The sequence below is a fragment of the Streptomyces sp. NPDC015345 genome, assembly GCF_043078805.1.
GTDB lineage: Bacteria > Actinomycetota > Actinomycetes > Streptomycetales > Streptomycetaceae > Streptomyces.
This window is the reverse complement of sequence record NZ_JBIBTX010000004.1, coordinates 474326-488481: the sequence shown is the minus strand read 5'-3', so window position 1 is coordinate 488481 and position 14156 is coordinate 474326. Positions and strand designations below refer to the sequence as shown.

The window sequence follows — 14156 nt, the reverse complement described above, 5'->3', positions numbered from 1 at the left end:
AGGGGGACTACTCCTTGACGCTTCCTGCGGCGAGCCCGGACTGCCAGTACTTCTGGAGCAGCAGGAAGGCCGCGATCAGCGGCACGATCGTCAGCAGGGATCCGGTGATGACGAGGTTGAAGACGGCTTCGCCGCCGGCCGTGGACGCCTGTTTGTTCCAGGCGTCGAGGCCGAGGGTCAGCGGGTACCAGTCGGGGTCCTTCAGCATGATCAGCGGCAGGAAGTAGTTGTTCCAGGTCGCGACGGTGGTGAAGAGAAGCACGGTGACGGTGCCGGGCGCGAGCAGCGGCAGGGCGACCTGGAAGAAGGTGCGCAGCTCGCCGGCGCCGTCGATGCGGGCGGCCTCCATCAGTTCCTTCGGGACCGCCTCGGTCGCGAACACCCACATCAGGTAGAGGCCGAACGGCGAGATCAGGGAGGGCACGATGACCGCCCAGGGCGTGTCGGTCAGGCCCAGTTCGCTGAACATGAGGAACGTCGGGACCGCGAGTGCCGTGGTGGGCACCGCGACCGCCCCGATGACGACCGCGAACACGCCGCGCCTGCCGGGGAAGTCGAACTTGGCGAGCGCGTACCCGCCCAGGACCGCGAGGAAGGTGGCGCCGCCGGCGCCCAGTACCACGTACAGCAGGGTGTTGAGGAGCCAGCGGAGGAAGACGCCGTCCTGGTACGTGAGGGTCTCGCGGATGTTGTCCCACAGCGCGAAGTCCCCGTCGACCCACAGCCCGAACGAGCCGGCGAGGCCCTCTTGTGTCTTGGTGGCGCTCAGCAGCAGCCACACGAGCGGTACGAGGCTGTAGAGCAGCACGGCACCGGTGAGGACGGTCAGCAGGACACTGCGCCTGGGGCGGCGCGTCGCGCGGCGGCTCTGGACGCGCAGCCGCGGGGCGACGGCGGGCCGCTTCGTCGTGGGCCGGGAGACGGGGGTGGTGCTCAGGCCGGTCATGGGCTCACGCTCCCTTGCGCATGCCGCGCAGCTGGACGGCATAGGCGACGACCATGGTGATCAGGCCCATGACGATGGCGACCGTCGCGGAGTAGTTGTGCTGCTGGCCGGAGAAGGACAGCGAGTACGTGTAGTAGTTGGGGGTGTAGTCGGTCGTGATCGCGTTGGGCGCGAGCTTCTGGAGGATGGCGGGCTCGTTGAAGAGCTGGAAGCTGCCGATGATCGAGAAGATGGTGGCGATGACCAGGGCGCCACGGATCGCCGGCAGCTTGATCGCCGCTATGACGCGCCACTGTCCGGCCCCGTCGATCTGTGCCGCCTCATACAGGGAGTGCGGGATGACGCGGAGCGCGGAGTAGAAGATCAGCATGTTGTAGCCGACGAACTCCCAGGTGACGATGTTGCCGATCGAGGCGAGCACCAGGCCCGGGGAGAGCGGGTCGGGCAGGGAGACACCGAGGGCGGCGTTGATGTCGCCGACGAGCCCGAAGCGGCTGCCGTACATGAAGCCCCACATCAGTGAAGCCACCACGGCCGGCACCGCGTAGGGCAGGAAGACCGAGATCCTGAAGAAGTCCTTGCCGTACAGGCGGCCGCTGTCCAGGGCCAGGGCGACCAGCAGGGCGATACCGAGCATGATCGGCACCTGGACCGCGAGGAAGAGCGAGACGCGCGCCAAGGCCGCCCAGAACTGGTCGTCCCCCAGGGCCTGTTGGTAGTTGTCGAGGCCCACGAAAGTGGTGCCGCCGATGAGTTGCTCCCGGAAGAGGCTGAGATAGATGGAGTACGCGAGGGGCGCCAGGAAGACCAGGGCGAAGACGGTCACGAAGGGGCCGATGAACCCCCATCCCGTCCATGAGCGGCGGGAGCGCCGCGAGGGGGGCCGGGACGGACGCCGTCCTGCGGCCACCGGCGGTTGAAGCGTCGTCATGTCGTCGTTCCTCGCTCGTCCATCTCGGAACCGGCGTAGCCCACCACCGCGATGTTTGCGTAAACATCGCGTTCCGAAGGGGACAGCCGAGTAGGACGCGGAGTGATATGTTTACGTAAACATCTGGTGGCGGCATGTCTACACCGCCCCGCTGACGGGGGTCAAGGGAGAGCGTGGAAGCAGCGGACAGCACCTCGACGCGGAGTGCGGCACGGGCGCGGGAGAGCGGCCGGGCCCGGACCGGCCGGCGCACGAGCGCTTCCATGGCGGATGTCGCCCGTCTCGCGGGCGTCTCCTCCCAGACCGTCTCCCGCGTCTCCAACGGCTACGCGGGCGTGACCGAGGAGACCCGGCACGAGGTCCTCGCCGCCATGAAGAAGCTCGGGTACCGGCCCAACAGCGCCGCCCGCGCCCTCAAACGCGGCGAGTTCCGCACCATCGGCGTCATCACCTTCACGCTCTCCACCACCGGGAACGTCCGCACGCTGGAGGCGATCGCGACCTCGGCGGCCGAGGAGGGCTACGCCGTCACCCTGCTCCCGGTCGCCGTGCCCACCCAGGACGAGGTCCGCGGCGCGTTCTCCCGGCTCGGTGAACTCGCCGTCGACGCGGTCATCGTCATCATGGAGGTGCACCTGCTCGACGCGGCGACCATCGACCTGCCGCCACACGTGCAGGTCGTCGTGGCGGACTCGGACGCCGGTGACCGCTACACCGTGGTCGACACCGACCAGGCCGGCGGGACCCGCGCCGCCGTACGGCACTTGCTCGGCCTCGGCCACCGCACCGTGTGGCACCTGGCGGGGCCCGAGGAGTCGTACGCCGCGCAGCGCCGCGCCGACGCCTGGCGGGCGGCGCTCGCCGAGGAGGGGCGCTTCGCACCGCCGCCGGTGCGGGGCGACTGGTCGGCGGAGTCCGGCTACCGCGCGGGCCTCCAGATCGCCGAACGGGACGACTGCACGGCGGTGTTCGCCGCCAACGATCAGATGGCGCTCGGTCTGCTGCGGGCCCTGCACGAGCGGGGTCGCAAGGTGCCGGACGACGTCAGCGTGATCGGCTTCGACGACATCCCCGAGTCGGGGTCGTTCCTGCCGCCCCTGACCACCGTCCACCAGGACTTCGCCGAGGTCGGGCGGCGCTGCGTGGCAGGAGTGCTGCGGCAGGTCCGGCAGGGCGAGGCCGAGCGCGGCACCACGCTGGTGCCCACGCGGCTGGTCCTGCGCGACAGTACGGCGCCGCCCCCTGGATAGGGCGCCCCCGGACAGGCCCTAGCGTCCCTGGAGACGGGCCGCCGCCTCCCTGATCGCGGGCAGCCGGGCGGTCAGCGCGGCGCCGGGGCAGTGCGTGGGGTAACCGTCCGTGTGGCCCGCGACCGCCGGGAGGACCGCGTCGGTGCCCTCGGGGAACCGGCTCATGCTGTGGGTGGAGACCAGCAGCGCGGTGCCGCGCGGATCGATGCCCGCGAGGCCGAGCTTCCAGGCGGCCAGGGCCGCGAGGGCGTCGGCCATGGCCCGCGGCACCGGCGTCCCCGCGGTGAAGGTGCCGATCGCCGCGACGCCCGCCGAGCGCTGGTTGAACCCTTGCGTGTGCGCGCCCACCACCGGCCGTTCGGCGCCGCCCGCGCGCCCTTCGTACAGCGTGCCGCAGCGGTCCACCAGGAAGTTGTAGCCGATGTCGTCCCACTTCCGGCCGCCGGCCTGCCCCGCGTACAGGGAGCGGATGATGCGCGGCGCGTCGGCGCAGGCGTAGCGGTTCGGGGAGTCGGTGTGGTGGACGAAGAGCGCCTCGACCCGGTCGGCGTAGCGGGCGGGCGGCGGCTCGGGGGTGCCGGGGGCCAGCCAGGCCTCGCGCGGCACGATGCGGGGGCGCGTCGCCCGGAACTCCGTGGCCGCCCGGCGCGCCGGGTTCGCGGCGGCGGGCATCACGGAACGGTACCCGGAGACGACCGTCGGCGTGGACGCCCCGCCGTCACCGGCCGAGGCGGCGGACGCGGCGGGATCGATGCCCGCCGCGCACGCCAGCAGGAGCCCGAGGGCCGCCGTGCCCGGTATCCAGCACAGCACGACGCGCACGGCGCCGGGGACGCGGTGCGCGGCGGATGCGGGGAAGGCACGCATGGCACGACGCTCCCCCGGGACCGGCGCGGGTGCCCCTCGGGATACGCCACATGGGGGAATGGGCGACCGGGCCCGGGTGGCTCACGCCGGGGCGGCGGGGCGGTCGGCCGGGGGCAGCACGGCGGTGAGCCACGCCCCGGCGAGCAGCTCGTGCCCGAGCGCGCTCGGATGGACCCCGTCGGGGGCCAGCGCCGCCGCCCCGTGCTTCTCGGCCGCGCGGGCCATGACCAGGTCCGCGCGCACCACCGTCGCCGCGTTGGCGCGCGCCGCGCGCAGGACCGCTTCGGTGCGGGGGGCCAGGTCCTCGTGCCAGCGCTGCTGGTGCGGGGTGGCCGGGAGCAGGAAGGGGGTGATGACGACGAGGCGGGCGGCGAGCTTCTGCGCGGTGTACGCGAGGAGGCTGTCGAGGCACGCCTCGAACCGGGCGACGGGGCTGGCCAGTCCCCGGTCGTAGCGCCGCCAGGTGTCGTTGATGCCGATCTTGACCGTGACGAGGGTGGGCCGCGGGGCGATGACGTCGGTGGCCCAGCGGGCTTCGAGGTCGTATACGCGGTTGCCGTTGAGGCCCTTGTTGATGACGGCGGCGGGTGCGGCACCCGCTCGGGCGCGCAGGGCTCGCGCGATCCGGTCGACGTAGCCGTCACCGAGCGAGGTGCCGTCCGAGCGGTCGCGGCCCGCGTCGGTGATGGAGTCGCCGATGAACAGGAGTCTGTCGGCTGCCGTGACGTGCATGTCCTCTTCCTTGGTGCCTTGGTTGTTCCTTGTACGGCGGGTTCGTCGTCCGGCACGAACTCCAGGAGCGCGTCGGGGTTCAGGTGCCGTTCGTCCAGCAGCCGGAGCGTGGAGGTGGTGGTGTCCGTGAGGGTGCCCGTGTGGGATTCCAGGGCGAGGACGCCGCCCGCCCACACCCGCACCCGCGGCTCTCCGAGGAGCACCGCGGTGCGGGCGAGCGCGGGGAATGCGGCCATGTCACCGGGACCGGCACGGAAGTACGTCCCGTAGGAGCAGCAGGCGAGGCCGTGCCGCTCGCCGGGGGCGCGTGGACGTCGGGTGCCCCACTCGATCACGTCGAGCCCGGCCTCCGCGGCGCGGCGCGCGACCTCGGCGGCGGGCAGTTTCCGGAAGGTGACGGCAGGCCCGGTCTCCTCGTCGTCGGGGCGCCCGCGCTCATGAGGCGTCCGGGCCCACGTCCGCCGCCGTGAGGGGGCGGCGCAGCGGTGCCGCCGTCGTGTACTCGTCGGCGCCGATGTCGCGTGCGCTGCCGCGCGGGTGGCCGTCGATGTCGTCGGTGACGGCGGGACTCGTCAGCGTCGCCTTGCCGATCGCCGGGCTGCCCGCCGTCAGCCGGGAGATCCCGTCGGCGTCCTGGCGCAGCCCGGGGTCGCGCCGGGTGTAGCCGCCCGCGGGGATGTTCCCGTCGGCCGCCGCGCCCCAGAGCATGTTGCCCTGCCAGGTGAAGCCGGTGGTCGCGCCCATGTCGACCAGCTTGCCGGAGTCGCTCACCAGCAGGTTGTCGGCGACGACGACCTGCTGCGGCTCGTAGGTCCTGGACTCGCCGAGGAGCGTCTCGGCGTTGCTCACCAGGGTGTTGTGGACGATCACCGCGCGGTCGCAGGCGTCGTTGCCGCGCCGCTCCTCCGCGCTCTCGCCGCTGTGGTGGTCACGGGTGCTGCCGCTGCCGATCACCAGGGCCCGGCCGGTCAGGCCCGCCAAGTAGTTGTTGACGATGAGGTGGTCGTTGCCGTAGACGCGCAGGCCGTCCTTGCCGTCGAGCAGGTAGTTGCTCTCCACACGGGTGCGGTTGCCGTGGCGCAGGACGATGCCGCCGGCGCTGTCGCGGATCGTGTTGTACCGGACGGTGTTGTCCGAGGACTTCACGGAAATGGCCTCGGGGTCGCCGTCGCAGCGTTCGAAGAGGTTGTACTCCACGGTGGCGTGGGCGGCGGACAGGGCCCGGGGGCTGACGCCGAGCCGGATCGGTTCTCCTCCGTTGGCCCCGGCGAAGGTGTGGTCGGAGAAGTGGTTCCTGAAGATGTGCACCCGCTGGGCCATGGCCGTGCTGCCCGCGCCTTCGACGCAGAGGTAGACGCCGAGCGTGCTCTTGCCGTGGAAGTGGTTGCGGTCGACCTTGGTGTCGTCGGCGCGCACCATCACCCAGTGCAGGCCCTCGACGTCGGCGAGCTGGAAGTCGTTGCGGGTGAGGCGGATCCGCGAGCAGGTCGCCGGGATCTCCAGGGTCGTGCTCTGGCGGAACGAGAAGCCGGTGACGGTGATGTTGCTCGACTTGTCGAAGACGAAGCCGCGCTCGCCGCGGAGCACGACGCCGCCTCGGGACGCGGCGGTGATGGTGATGGGCGCGGCCTGGGTGCCGTTCTTGCCCGAGACCTTGACGGAGCTGCCGGGCGGCACGGTGTAGGTGCCGTCGGCCAGGACGATCCGCGCGCCGGGTGCCGCGCCGTCGATCGCCTTCTGGAGGTCGTTGAGGGAGCGGGCCGTCGCCGTGGCGGACGGCTCGCTCTGCGCTGCGCCGGCCATGCGCATGCTGCCGAGCGGCACGGCGGCGAGCGCCGCTCCGAGGGCCGTGCCGGTGAGGAACGTGCGGCGTTGCATGATGCCTCCGGGGGGGGGTGGGGTTCGAGGGTCGGGGCGGTACGTGGCGTCAGCTGTCCGCCGGGGTGTCGAGGAACAGCTCGATGACGGGGACGGGGGTGTCGGGACGCCGGACGGGGAGCTGGAGGGTGAGCGTTCCGGCGGGCTGGCCGCCCAACTCGGTGTTGAGCGCGGGCCGGCCGGGGGCGAGTTCGACGCGGGTGATCTCGGACGCGTCGTTCAGGAGCTGGGCGTAGCGCACCCGGCCTGCGAGGCCCGGCAGGTGAAGGTGGCGCAGCGGCCAGGAGAAGAGGTGGAGGTAGAGCCGGTCGCCGCGCCGGGTGTAGCGGCAGTCGGCGGGGGCGGTGAAGGACGAGGGGCCGCAGCCTCGGATCGACCGCTCGTGCAGGTCCGTCCACCGGCTCAGCTCGCCGAGGACGGCGACGTCGCGCGGGTCGAGGTCGCCGCGGCCGGTGGGGCCGACGTTGAGCAGGAGGTTGCCGCCCTTGGAGACGCCGTCGACGAGCATGCGGATCAACAGGTCGGCGCTCTTGTGGTCGAGGTTGTCGCGGTCGTAGCCCCAGCTTCCGTTGAGCGTCTGGCACGCCTCCCAGACCACGGGCCGGCCCTCGCCGTCGTACATCGGGCCGGCGGGCTGGTACTGCTCGGGGGTGATGAAGTCGCCGGGGAGGCCGGTGCGGTCGTTGACGAGGATGTGCGGCTGGAGTCCGCGGACCGTCTCCAGCAGCGTCGGCGCGTCCCAGTCGTCGGCGCCCTTGCCGCCCCACCAGTGGCGTCCGGCGTAGGAGAAGTCGAAGAAGAGGTAGTCGACGCGTCCGAAGCGCGTCAGCAACTCCCTTACCTGGCCGTGCAGATAGCGCCGGTAGTCGCGGATGTCCCGGTCCGCGGCGGCGGCCTTGAACTCCTCGTCGTCGCGCTGCGGGTGGGTGCCGTCCACGGGGAAGGAGGGGTGGTGCCAGTCGATGAGGGAGTAGTAGAAGCCGACCTTGAGTCCCTCGGCGCGGCACGCCTCGACGAAGGGCGCGACGAGGTCGCGGCCGCAGGGCGTGTTGGTCGCCTTGTAGTCGGTGAGGTCGCTGTCCCAGAGGCAGAAGCCGTCGTGGTGTTTGGTGGTCAGTACGACGTACCGCATGCCGGCGGCCTTGGCGGTCCTCGCCCAACGGACCGGGTCATAGCGGTCGGGGTCGAAGTGATCGAAGTAGACCTGGTACTGCTCGTCGGTGAGCTTCTCGCGGTTCTTGACCCACTCGTGGCGGGCGGCGAGGGAGTACAGGCCCCAGTGGACGAACATCCCGAACCGGTCGTGGGTGAACCAGGTCGTGTCAGCGCTCTGCGTCACGGGAGGGGGATCCTTTCGAGGTGGCGCCGCATGGATCTCGTACGGCCGTGCCGCGTTCAGCCCTTGAGGGCGCCGGACGACAGGCCGTGCACGAAGGAGCGCTGGAAGAAGAGGAAGACGATCACGGAGGGGAGCAGTGCCAGCAGAGAGGCCGCGAGGACCACGCCCGGGGTGACGTCGGGGTCGATGCGCAGGGTGCGCAGCGCCAGCGGCAGGGTGTAGGACGAGGAGTCGGTGGCGACGAGGAGCGGCAGCAGGTACTGGTCCCAGATCATCGTGAAGCCGAAGACCCCGATGACGCCCAGCGCCGGCTTGCACATCGGCAGGATGATCTGGGCGAAGATACGCAGGTCACCGGCGCCGTCGATGCGGGCGGCCTCCTCGAGTTCCTTGGGCACGTCCTTCATGAACTCGGTCATCACCAGGATGGAGAACCCCCAGGCGCCGAGGGGGACGATCATGCCGGCGAGGGTGCCGATGAGGTTGAAGTGGACGACCGGCAGATCGGCGAGGATCAGGGACAGCGGGAGGGCGAGGATTTCCTCGGGCAGCATCAGGGTCGCCAGGATCGCGACGAGGACCAGCGTCATCCCGGGGAAGACCTTGCGGGCCAGCGCGTAACCGGCCAGGACGGAGACGGCCACCTGGAGGAGCAGGCCGAAGCCGACGACGAAGAAGGAGTTCAGCAGGTACGCGAGCACGCCCTGGTCGAAGGCGATCCTGAAGTTGTCCAGGGTCGCGGCCGAGGGGATGACGCTCAGTTGGGTGGGGTCCTTGACCTTGCTGAAGGCGCTGACCAGCAGGGCGAGCAGTGGTCCGGCGAAGACGACGAGGACCAGCAGGTACGTGAGGGCCTTCAGGAGCCGCCCGCCGGGGCTCCTGCTCTCGGTCAGGCCGAGCGCGGTCTCGGTGGGGGCGTTCATTTGTTCTCCCTGCGTCGCACCAGGTGGACGACGATCGTGAGGAACAGCGTCATGAGGAACAGCAGGACGGCTCCCGCCGCTCCGACGCCGAGCCGGTTCTGTTCGAGGCCCAGCTTGTAGATCAGGGTCATCACGACCTCGGTGGAGCCGTCGGGGCCGCCGTTGGTGAGCAGGAACACCTCGGTGAAGACCCGTAGTCCGCGGATCGCGGCGAGGATGAAGAGGATCGAGAACACCGACCGCAGCCCGGGCACCGTCACGTGCCGCACGCGCTGGAACCGGGAGGCGCCGTCGACCTTCGCTGCCTCGTACAGCCCCCGGTCCACACTCGCGAGCCCGGCGAGGAAGATCATCATGTCGTAGGGGGCGCCCCGCCAGATGCCGGTGACCATGATGGAGACGAGCGAGGAGTCGGGGTCGTTGATGAACCCCGAGGGGCCGAATCCCACCAGTCCGAGGAGGGAGTTGACCATGCCGTCCTCGGTCGGGTGGTACATGATGCGCCACAGTTCGGCGACGACGGCGATGGGCACGACGACCGGCAGGAACGCGGCGGAGCGCACGAATCCCAGGCGGCGGCCCCGGCCCTCCATGAGCAGGGCGAGCGCCAGGCCGAGGAGCATGGAGCCGGCGGTCTGCCCGGCGGCGAGGACGACCGTGTGCCAGGCGGCGTCGCGGAAGCCGTCGGAGCCGAGGACGGTGGCGTAGTTCTCGGTGCCGACCCACCGGTTCCCGAGGTAGGGCTGGACCTCCTGGAAGGACATGGTCAGCGCGTTGGCCATGGGGATGAACTTGAAGTACAGGAAGAGGAGCAGCGCCGGTGCCAGGAACAGCCAGGGCGTCCACCACCGGCCCGCCCGACGGTCGCGTCCGCGGTGGCCTGCCGCGGCCCCGTCGGCCCCGCATCCCGCGGCGCGGTGGGCGCGCCGCTCGGGGAGCGGGGCCCGCTTCACCTGGTCGAGGCTCATGACGCGGCGATTCCCTGTTCCTCGAGGATGTCGGCGAGCTTCTTGTCGAGGTCGCGGAGTTCGCCGCGGGTGTCCAGGTCGCAGTCGGCCATCAGCGCGTTGACGGTCTCCGCGGTGGTCTGCCGCACGGCGGACCAGTTCGGGATGGAGGGGGCGTAGCGTCCGGAGGAGCGGTAGACCTCGGCGTAGGTCTTCCAGCGGGGGTCGGGGCGGACCTCGGAGATGTCGACCGTCTTGTTGACGGGCAGTTGCACGGTGAAGCCCGTCTCTCCGCGCATCCCGGTCCGCTGGCCCTCGGCGGAGACGGCGAAGTCGGCGAAGGCGTCCTGGCCCGCCTGGTTCTCGGAGCCCGCCATCAGGTAGATCGTGCCGCCCTCGGCGAGCACGGTCGCGTCCTTCGGGCCCTTGGGCATCGGGACGACCTCGTACTTGTCCTTGCCGAGCACCTCGTCGAAGCGGGGCAGCAGGTAGGGGCCGACGGCGAACATGCCGGTGCGTCCCGACTCGAAGGTCTCGTTGGTGGGCGGGGTGTCCATGGTGACCGCGCCCGGCTGGATGGCCTTGTCCTCGCAGCCGAGGTCGCGGAACCACTGCACGGCCTTCACCGACTTCTCGGTGGTCATGGCGGGCTCGTACGTGCCGTGCCCGGCCTCGGTGATGAAGTCGCCGCCCGCGGCCCAGAGGAAGTTGGAGAAGTACCAGGAGGCGTAGCCGCGTTTGGTGGAGAGCGGGGCGGCGAGGCCGAAGGTGTTCTTCTTGCCGTCGCCGTCGGGGTCCCCGGTGGTGAAGGCCTCGGCCATCGCCGTGAAGTCGTCCCAGTTCCGGGGGGTGTCGAGCTTCAGCTTCTCCCGCCAGTCCTTGCGGATGAGCAGCGCGGTGGCCTGCGCCGAGTAGGGCAGGCCGAACTGCTTGCCGTCCAGGCTTTTTCCGGAGCCGAGCCCCTGGGCGATGAGCTGCTTACTGTGCTTGATCTTGTCGAGGTCGATCTCGCGGAGCAGGCCCTGCTCGTGCATGGCGCCGAGTTGGGTCACGTCGTTCATGACGATGTCGGGGAGGTCCCGCTGCGCGGCCCGCTGCTGAAGCTTCGTCTCGAAGTCGTCGAAGATGGCGGTGACCTCGACCTTGTGGCCGGTGGCCTTCTCGAAGGCGGCGGCGAGCGCGAGTGTGCCCTTCTCCCCCGGGCCGCCGGGGGTGGTCCTGGTCCACAACTGGAGCGTCGCCTTGGAGTCCTGCTCGACGTCCGCTCCCGCGGGGCCTGATGTACAGCTGGTGAGGATCAGTGCCGATGCGAGGAAACCCGCACCGATCCACCGCGATCTCCGCATCACAACTCCCGTTTCGCCGCATCACGGTTGGCTCTAGTAAGCGCTTGCCGGGGACGGTAACGGGCTGCAAATCCCAGGGTCAATACTCCGATGAATACAAAATTTTCCCGGCGCCCCCGAAGGGCCGACACACACTTCCCTGTGCACCCCTCCCCCACGTGCCGCACCCGCCGAGGGGACGCCGACACGCGTGACCTGCCCGCCCTCGGCCCGATTCTGGCTGCACAGGGCAGTGATCGCCCGTGTTCACGTGGATCGCGTACGATGCCGCCGCCCCGCCGGGCCATGATCCGTCGACGGCAACTCCCCACCCCCTGCGGCTTTTTCAGACATCCGATGTATGGTCCACTACGGATGGTTCGTCCGAAATTTCGGACAGGCCGCGCCAAGCTTCGACACCCAGCCGGACTTTTCCGCACACACCCGATCGGCCGCCCGGCCGCGGGCCATACCGCTGACAGGGCGTCAGCGGTGTCAGCACAGCAGCCGAGGAGAGGCATCGACATGGCCGAGACGGCACCCCGAGCCACCGCACTGCTCGTCATGGAGGAGGCACGCAGGCCGGACGTCTATCCGCCCGAGGTGCTCGTCGGCATCGACCGGCTCGTGGACCGGCAGGGCCCGCCCCTCACCCGGGAGCGACTCGGCGACCACCCCGAGGCGCTGCGCCGTGCCGAGATTCTGCTCACCGGCTGGGGCGCCCCCGTCCTCGACGAGGCCTTCCTCGCCCGGGCGCCCGCGCTGCGCGCCGTGCTCGTCGCGGCGGGCTCCGTACGGCACGTGACCACGCCCGCCTTCTGGGCGCGCGGCATCCCGATCGTCTCCGCGGCGGCGGCCAACGCGACCCCGGTGGCGGAATTCGCTCTCGCGCAGATCCTCCTCGGGCTGAAGCAGGTGCACCGCGTCAGCCGCGAGGTGGCCGCCGGCCGCCGGTTCCCGCGCGACGTCGAGGTCCCGGGCGCCTACCGCTCACGCGTGGGGCTGCTGGGGCTCGGCCACATCGGGCGGCTCGTCGCGGCGCACCTCGGCCGCTTCGACGTCGAGGTCCTCGCCACCGACCCCCTCACCGGCGCGGACACCGCCCGGGAGATGGGCGTACGACTCGTCGGCATCGAGGAGCTCTTCGCCACCTCCCACGTGGTCAGCCTCCACGCGCCGCTCCTGCCGGAGACCCGCGGCGCGGTCGGGGCGCGGCTGCTGAACTCCCTGGCGCCGGGCGCGACGCTGGTCAACACGGCCCGGGGCGCGCTCATCGACGAGGAGGCGCTGGCGGAGGTCCTGCGGGCCAGGCAGGACCTCACCGCCGTCCTGGATGTCACGCACCCGGAGCCACCGGCGCCCGATTCACCACTGTTCACGCTCCCCAACGTCGTCCTGACCCCCCACGTGGCCGGCGCCCTGGGCGCCGAACGCCACCGCCTCGGACACCTCGTACGCGACGAGCTGGAACGTTTCCTGAGGGGCCGCCCCCTCCAGCACGCCATCGATCCGGGCCGCGCGGCGTCCTTGGCGTGAGGGCCCGGGGGTCGGCCCCGTCCCCGGCCCCGCGCTTACGCCCCTGGGCGGATGGCCCCGGCTCCACCCTCACTCCCAACACACCACCCCCCAGCCGACCAAACCGCACCCCAACCTCAACCCCGTACCGCCCTCACATACGCCTCGATCGCCGGGCGCGGCTCGCGGCCGAGCAGGGGGCGCAGGTCGTTGCGGCCGATCGATGTGCCGTCCAGGAAGCCCGCGGTGATCGCCGCGTACGTGCTCAGCAGCATCGGCACCTGGAAGGGCAGGGCCTGGCCCGCCTCGATGACGGCGGTGCGGGTGGCGGCCAGGGTGTCCGGTTCGTAGGAGCCGCCGAGGGCCGCGGCCAAGTCGGCGCCGCCCAAGGCGCGTTCGCCGACCAGTTCATAGGTACGGCCCACATGCTCGGCGGAGGCGAGCGCGACGCGTGCCGCGATCTCCGCGAGGTCCTCACGGGCCACGGCGGCCAGACGGCCGCTCCCCAGCGGCGCGGCGATCGTACCGTCGGGGCCGGGCGCGGCGACGGCGGCGAGGAACTCCGCGTACAGGCCGTTGCGCAGCACCGTCCACTCCAGCGAGGAGGCGCGCAGTCTGCGTTCGGTCCAGCGGTGGGCCAGCGCATAGGTGAGGTGGTCGCCGTCGCCGCTGAGGCTGGTGTAGACGAGGTGGCGCACGCCCGCCTTCTCGGCGGCGGATATCGCGGCGTCGTGACGGGCGATGACGACGTCGTCCTCGGCAGCCCCCGCGGAGATCATCAGGAGAGTGCCGACACCGGAGAAGTCCAGGGACGCCGGGTCGTCGAAGTCGATGCGGCGCTCGCCGGGCGCCGGGGCCCGGGTACCGACGACGAGATCGTCGCGGCCGGCGACGCGGGCGAGGCGGGCGGTGACGAGCTTGCCGAGGGCGCCCGTGGCGCCGGTGATCATGAGCATGGGATGGTTCCCCCGTCGAGAGTGGTTCCTCTTGGTGGAGCCGCTGGTCAGCGGCTCGGGGCCATCTTCATCGGTGGCAACCCGGCCGCGTAAGGAGGCACTTGAATGTCAGCAGGGCACACCGCGGTAACCACTCCCGCGGCCGGGGAGCCGGTGATCACCTGCGAGACGCCGCAGGACGAGTGCGGGGTCAGGGACGTCCTCGACCGGCTCGGTGACAAATGGTCGGTGTACGTGGTCGTCGAACTCGCCGCGGGGGTCCTGCGGTTCAAGGAGTTGCAGCGCAGGATCCACGGCGGCATCTCGCAGCGGATGCTCACCGTCACGGTGCGCCGCCTGGAGCGTGACGGCCTGGTGAAGCGCACCGTGTACCCGACGATCCCGCCCCAGGTCGAGTACGAGCTGACCGAGATGGGCCACAGCTTCACGCACCTCGTCAAGGCGCTCGCCGACTGGTCCATCGACCACCGGCCCGCCATCGCCGCCGCCCGCGCCGACTACGACTCGGCGCAGGGGGACGACGTCTGACGGCGCCGAGGCCGGGGAG

At 71.1% G+C, this 14156-nt stretch carries 13 protein-coding genes; 3 read left to right on the top strand and 10 right to left on the bottom strand.

Translation table 11 applies throughout. The features are described 5' to 3' along the window. Positions 1-7 precede the first annotated feature (7 nt). Together ACF062_RS19400 and ACF062_RS19395 are read right to left on the bottom strand one after the other, a co-directional pair. The gene (locus ACF062_RS19400; protein WP_392139643.1) at positions 8-946 is read right to left on the bottom strand and encodes a carbohydrate ABC transporter permease; all 939 of its coding nucleotides are present in this window, start codon (positions 944-946) and stop codon (positions 8-10) included. A 4-nt stretch (positions 947-950) separates the two neighbouring features. Next, positions 951-1877 carry a carbohydrate ABC transporter permease gene (locus ACF062_RS19395; protein ID WP_392139641.1) on the bottom strand — a complete coding sequence of 309 codons (927 nt, stop codon included), beginning with the start codon at positions 1875-1877 and terminating at the stop codon, positions 951-953. A gap of 263 nt (positions 1878-2140) precedes the next feature. Here ACF062_RS19395 and ACF062_RS19390 point away from each other — a divergent pair, with 263 nt between their 5' ends. Beyond that, positions 2141-3127, top strand: a complete 987-nt coding sequence (locus ACF062_RS19390) for a LacI family DNA-binding transcriptional regulator (protein ID WP_392139639.1) — start codon at positions 2141-2143, stop codon at positions 3125-3127. 18 nt (positions 3128-3145) lie between these two features. Here the strand turns inward: ACF062_RS19390 and ACF062_RS19385 are convergent, their stop codons facing one another. The 7 genes from ACF062_RS19385 to ACF062_RS19355 form a co-directional block, all read right to left on the bottom strand. Beyond that, positions 3146-3994, bottom strand: coding sequence for an N-acetylmuramoyl-L-alanine amidase (locus tag ACF062_RS19385; protein WP_392139637.1), 849 nt, complete (start codon positions 3992-3994; stop codon positions 3146-3148). Positions 3995-4075: 81 nt separating this feature from the next. Continuing rightward, positions 4076-4726, bottom strand: a complete 651-nt coding sequence (locus tag ACF062_RS19380) for an SGNH/GDSL hydrolase family protein (RefSeq protein WP_392139635.1) — start codon at positions 4724-4726, stop codon at positions 4076-4078. A gap of 435 nt (positions 4727-5161) precedes the next feature. After that, a complete protein-coding gene (locus ACF062_RS19375; protein ID WP_392139633.1) occupies positions 5162-6604 on the bottom strand; it encodes a chondroitinase-B domain-containing protein in 1443 nt (480 codons plus the stop codon). Between the two features lie 49 nt (positions 6605-6653). Then, positions 6654-7943, bottom strand: coding sequence for an alpha-L-fucosidase (locus ACF062_RS19370; RefSeq protein WP_392139631.1), 1290 nt, complete (start codon positions 7941-7943; stop codon positions 6654-6656). 56 nt (positions 7944-7999) lie between these two features. Beyond that, positions 8000-8866: a carbohydrate ABC transporter permease gene (locus tag ACF062_RS19365; RefSeq protein WP_223772769.1), complete on the bottom strand. Its 867-nt coding sequence runs from the start codon at positions 8864-8866 to the stop codon at positions 8000-8002. Then, complete coding sequence (locus ACF062_RS19360; protein WP_392139629.1) at positions 8863-9834, bottom strand: carbohydrate ABC transporter permease; 972 nt, start codon at positions 9832-9834, stop codon at positions 8863-8865. The genes ACF062_RS19365 and ACF062_RS19360 overlap by 4 nt, the downstream gene beginning before the upstream one ends. After that, positions 9831-11159 (bottom strand): extracellular solute-binding protein, encoded by a 1329-nt coding sequence (locus tag ACF062_RS19355; protein WP_392139627.1) that lies wholly within the window; start codon positions 11157-11159, stop codon positions 9831-9833. Before ACF062_RS19355 ends, ACF062_RS19360 begins: the two co-directional genes overlap by 4 nt. A gap of 504 nt (positions 11160-11663) precedes the next feature. On the opposite strand from ACF062_RS19355, the gene ACF062_RS19350 reads away from it, so the two are divergent. Beyond that, a complete protein-coding gene (locus ACF062_RS19350; RefSeq protein ID WP_392139625.1) occupies positions 11664-12674 on the top strand; it encodes a hydroxyacid dehydrogenase in 1011 nt (336 codons plus the stop codon). Between the two features lie 116 nt (positions 12675-12790). On the opposite strand, the gene ACF062_RS19345 is transcribed toward ACF062_RS19350, so the two are convergent. After that, complete coding sequence (locus tag ACF062_RS19345; RefSeq protein WP_392139623.1) at positions 12791-13609, bottom strand: NAD(P)H-binding protein; 819 nt, start codon at positions 13607-13609, stop codon at positions 12791-12793. Between the two features lie 105 nt (positions 13610-13714). Here ACF062_RS19345 and ACF062_RS19340 point away from each other — a divergent pair, with 105 nt between their 5' ends. Beyond that, complete coding sequence (locus ACF062_RS19340) at positions 13715-14137, top strand: helix-turn-helix domain-containing protein (protein WP_223772774.1); 423 nt, start codon at positions 13715-13717, stop codon at positions 14135-14137. Positions 14138-14156: the final 19 nt, after the last annotated feature.

Excerpts from the sequence above, each read along its gene's own strand:
- ACF062_RS19385 (WP_392139637.1), bottom strand. The coding sequence starts at position 3,994 with ATGCGTGCCTTCCCCGCATCCGCCGCGCACCGCGTCCCCGGCGCCGTG.
- ACF062_RS19340 (WP_223772774.1), top strand. The coding sequence starts at position 13,715 with ATGTCAGCAGGGCACACCGCGGTAACCACTCCCGCGGCCGGGGAGCCG.
- ACF062_RS19390 (WP_392139639.1), top strand. The coding sequence starts at position 2,141 with ATGGCGGATGTCGCCCGTCTCGCGGGCGTCTCCTCCCAGACCGTCTCC.
- ACF062_RS19365 (WP_223772769.1), bottom strand. The coding sequence starts at position 8,866 with ATGAACGCCCCCACCGAGACCGCGCTCGGCCTGACCGAGAGCAGGAGC.
- ACF062_RS19380 (WP_392139635.1), bottom strand. The coding sequence starts at position 4,726 with ATGCACGTCACGGCAGCCGACAGACTCCTGTTCATCGGCGACTCCATC.
- ACF062_RS19350 (WP_392139625.1), top strand. The coding sequence starts at position 11,664 with ATGGCCGAGACGGCACCCCGAGCCACCGCACTGCTCGTCATGGAGGAG.
- ACF062_RS19355 (WP_392139627.1), bottom strand. The coding sequence starts at position 11,159 with ATGCGGAGATCGCGGTGGATCGGTGCGGGTTTCCTCGCATCGGCACTG.
- ACF062_RS19345 (WP_392139623.1), bottom strand. The coding sequence starts at position 13,609 with ATGCTCATGATCACCGGCGCCACGGGCGCCCTCGGCAAGCTCGTCACC.
- ACF062_RS19400 (WP_392139643.1), bottom strand. The coding sequence starts at position 946 with ATGACCGGCCTGAGCACCACCCCCGTCTCCCGGCCCACGACGAAGCGG.
- ACF062_RS19395 (WP_392139641.1), bottom strand. The coding sequence starts at position 1,877 with ATGACGACGCTTCAACCGCCGGTGGCCGCAGGACGGCGTCCGTCCCGG.
- ACF062_RS19360 (WP_392139629.1), bottom strand. The coding sequence starts at position 9,834 with ATGAGCCTCGACCAGGTGAAGCGGGCCCCGCTCCCCGAGCGGCGCGCC.
- ACF062_RS19375 (WP_392139633.1), bottom strand. The coding sequence starts at position 6,604 with ATGCAACGCCGCACGTTCCTCACCGGCACGGCCCTCGGAGCGGCGCTC.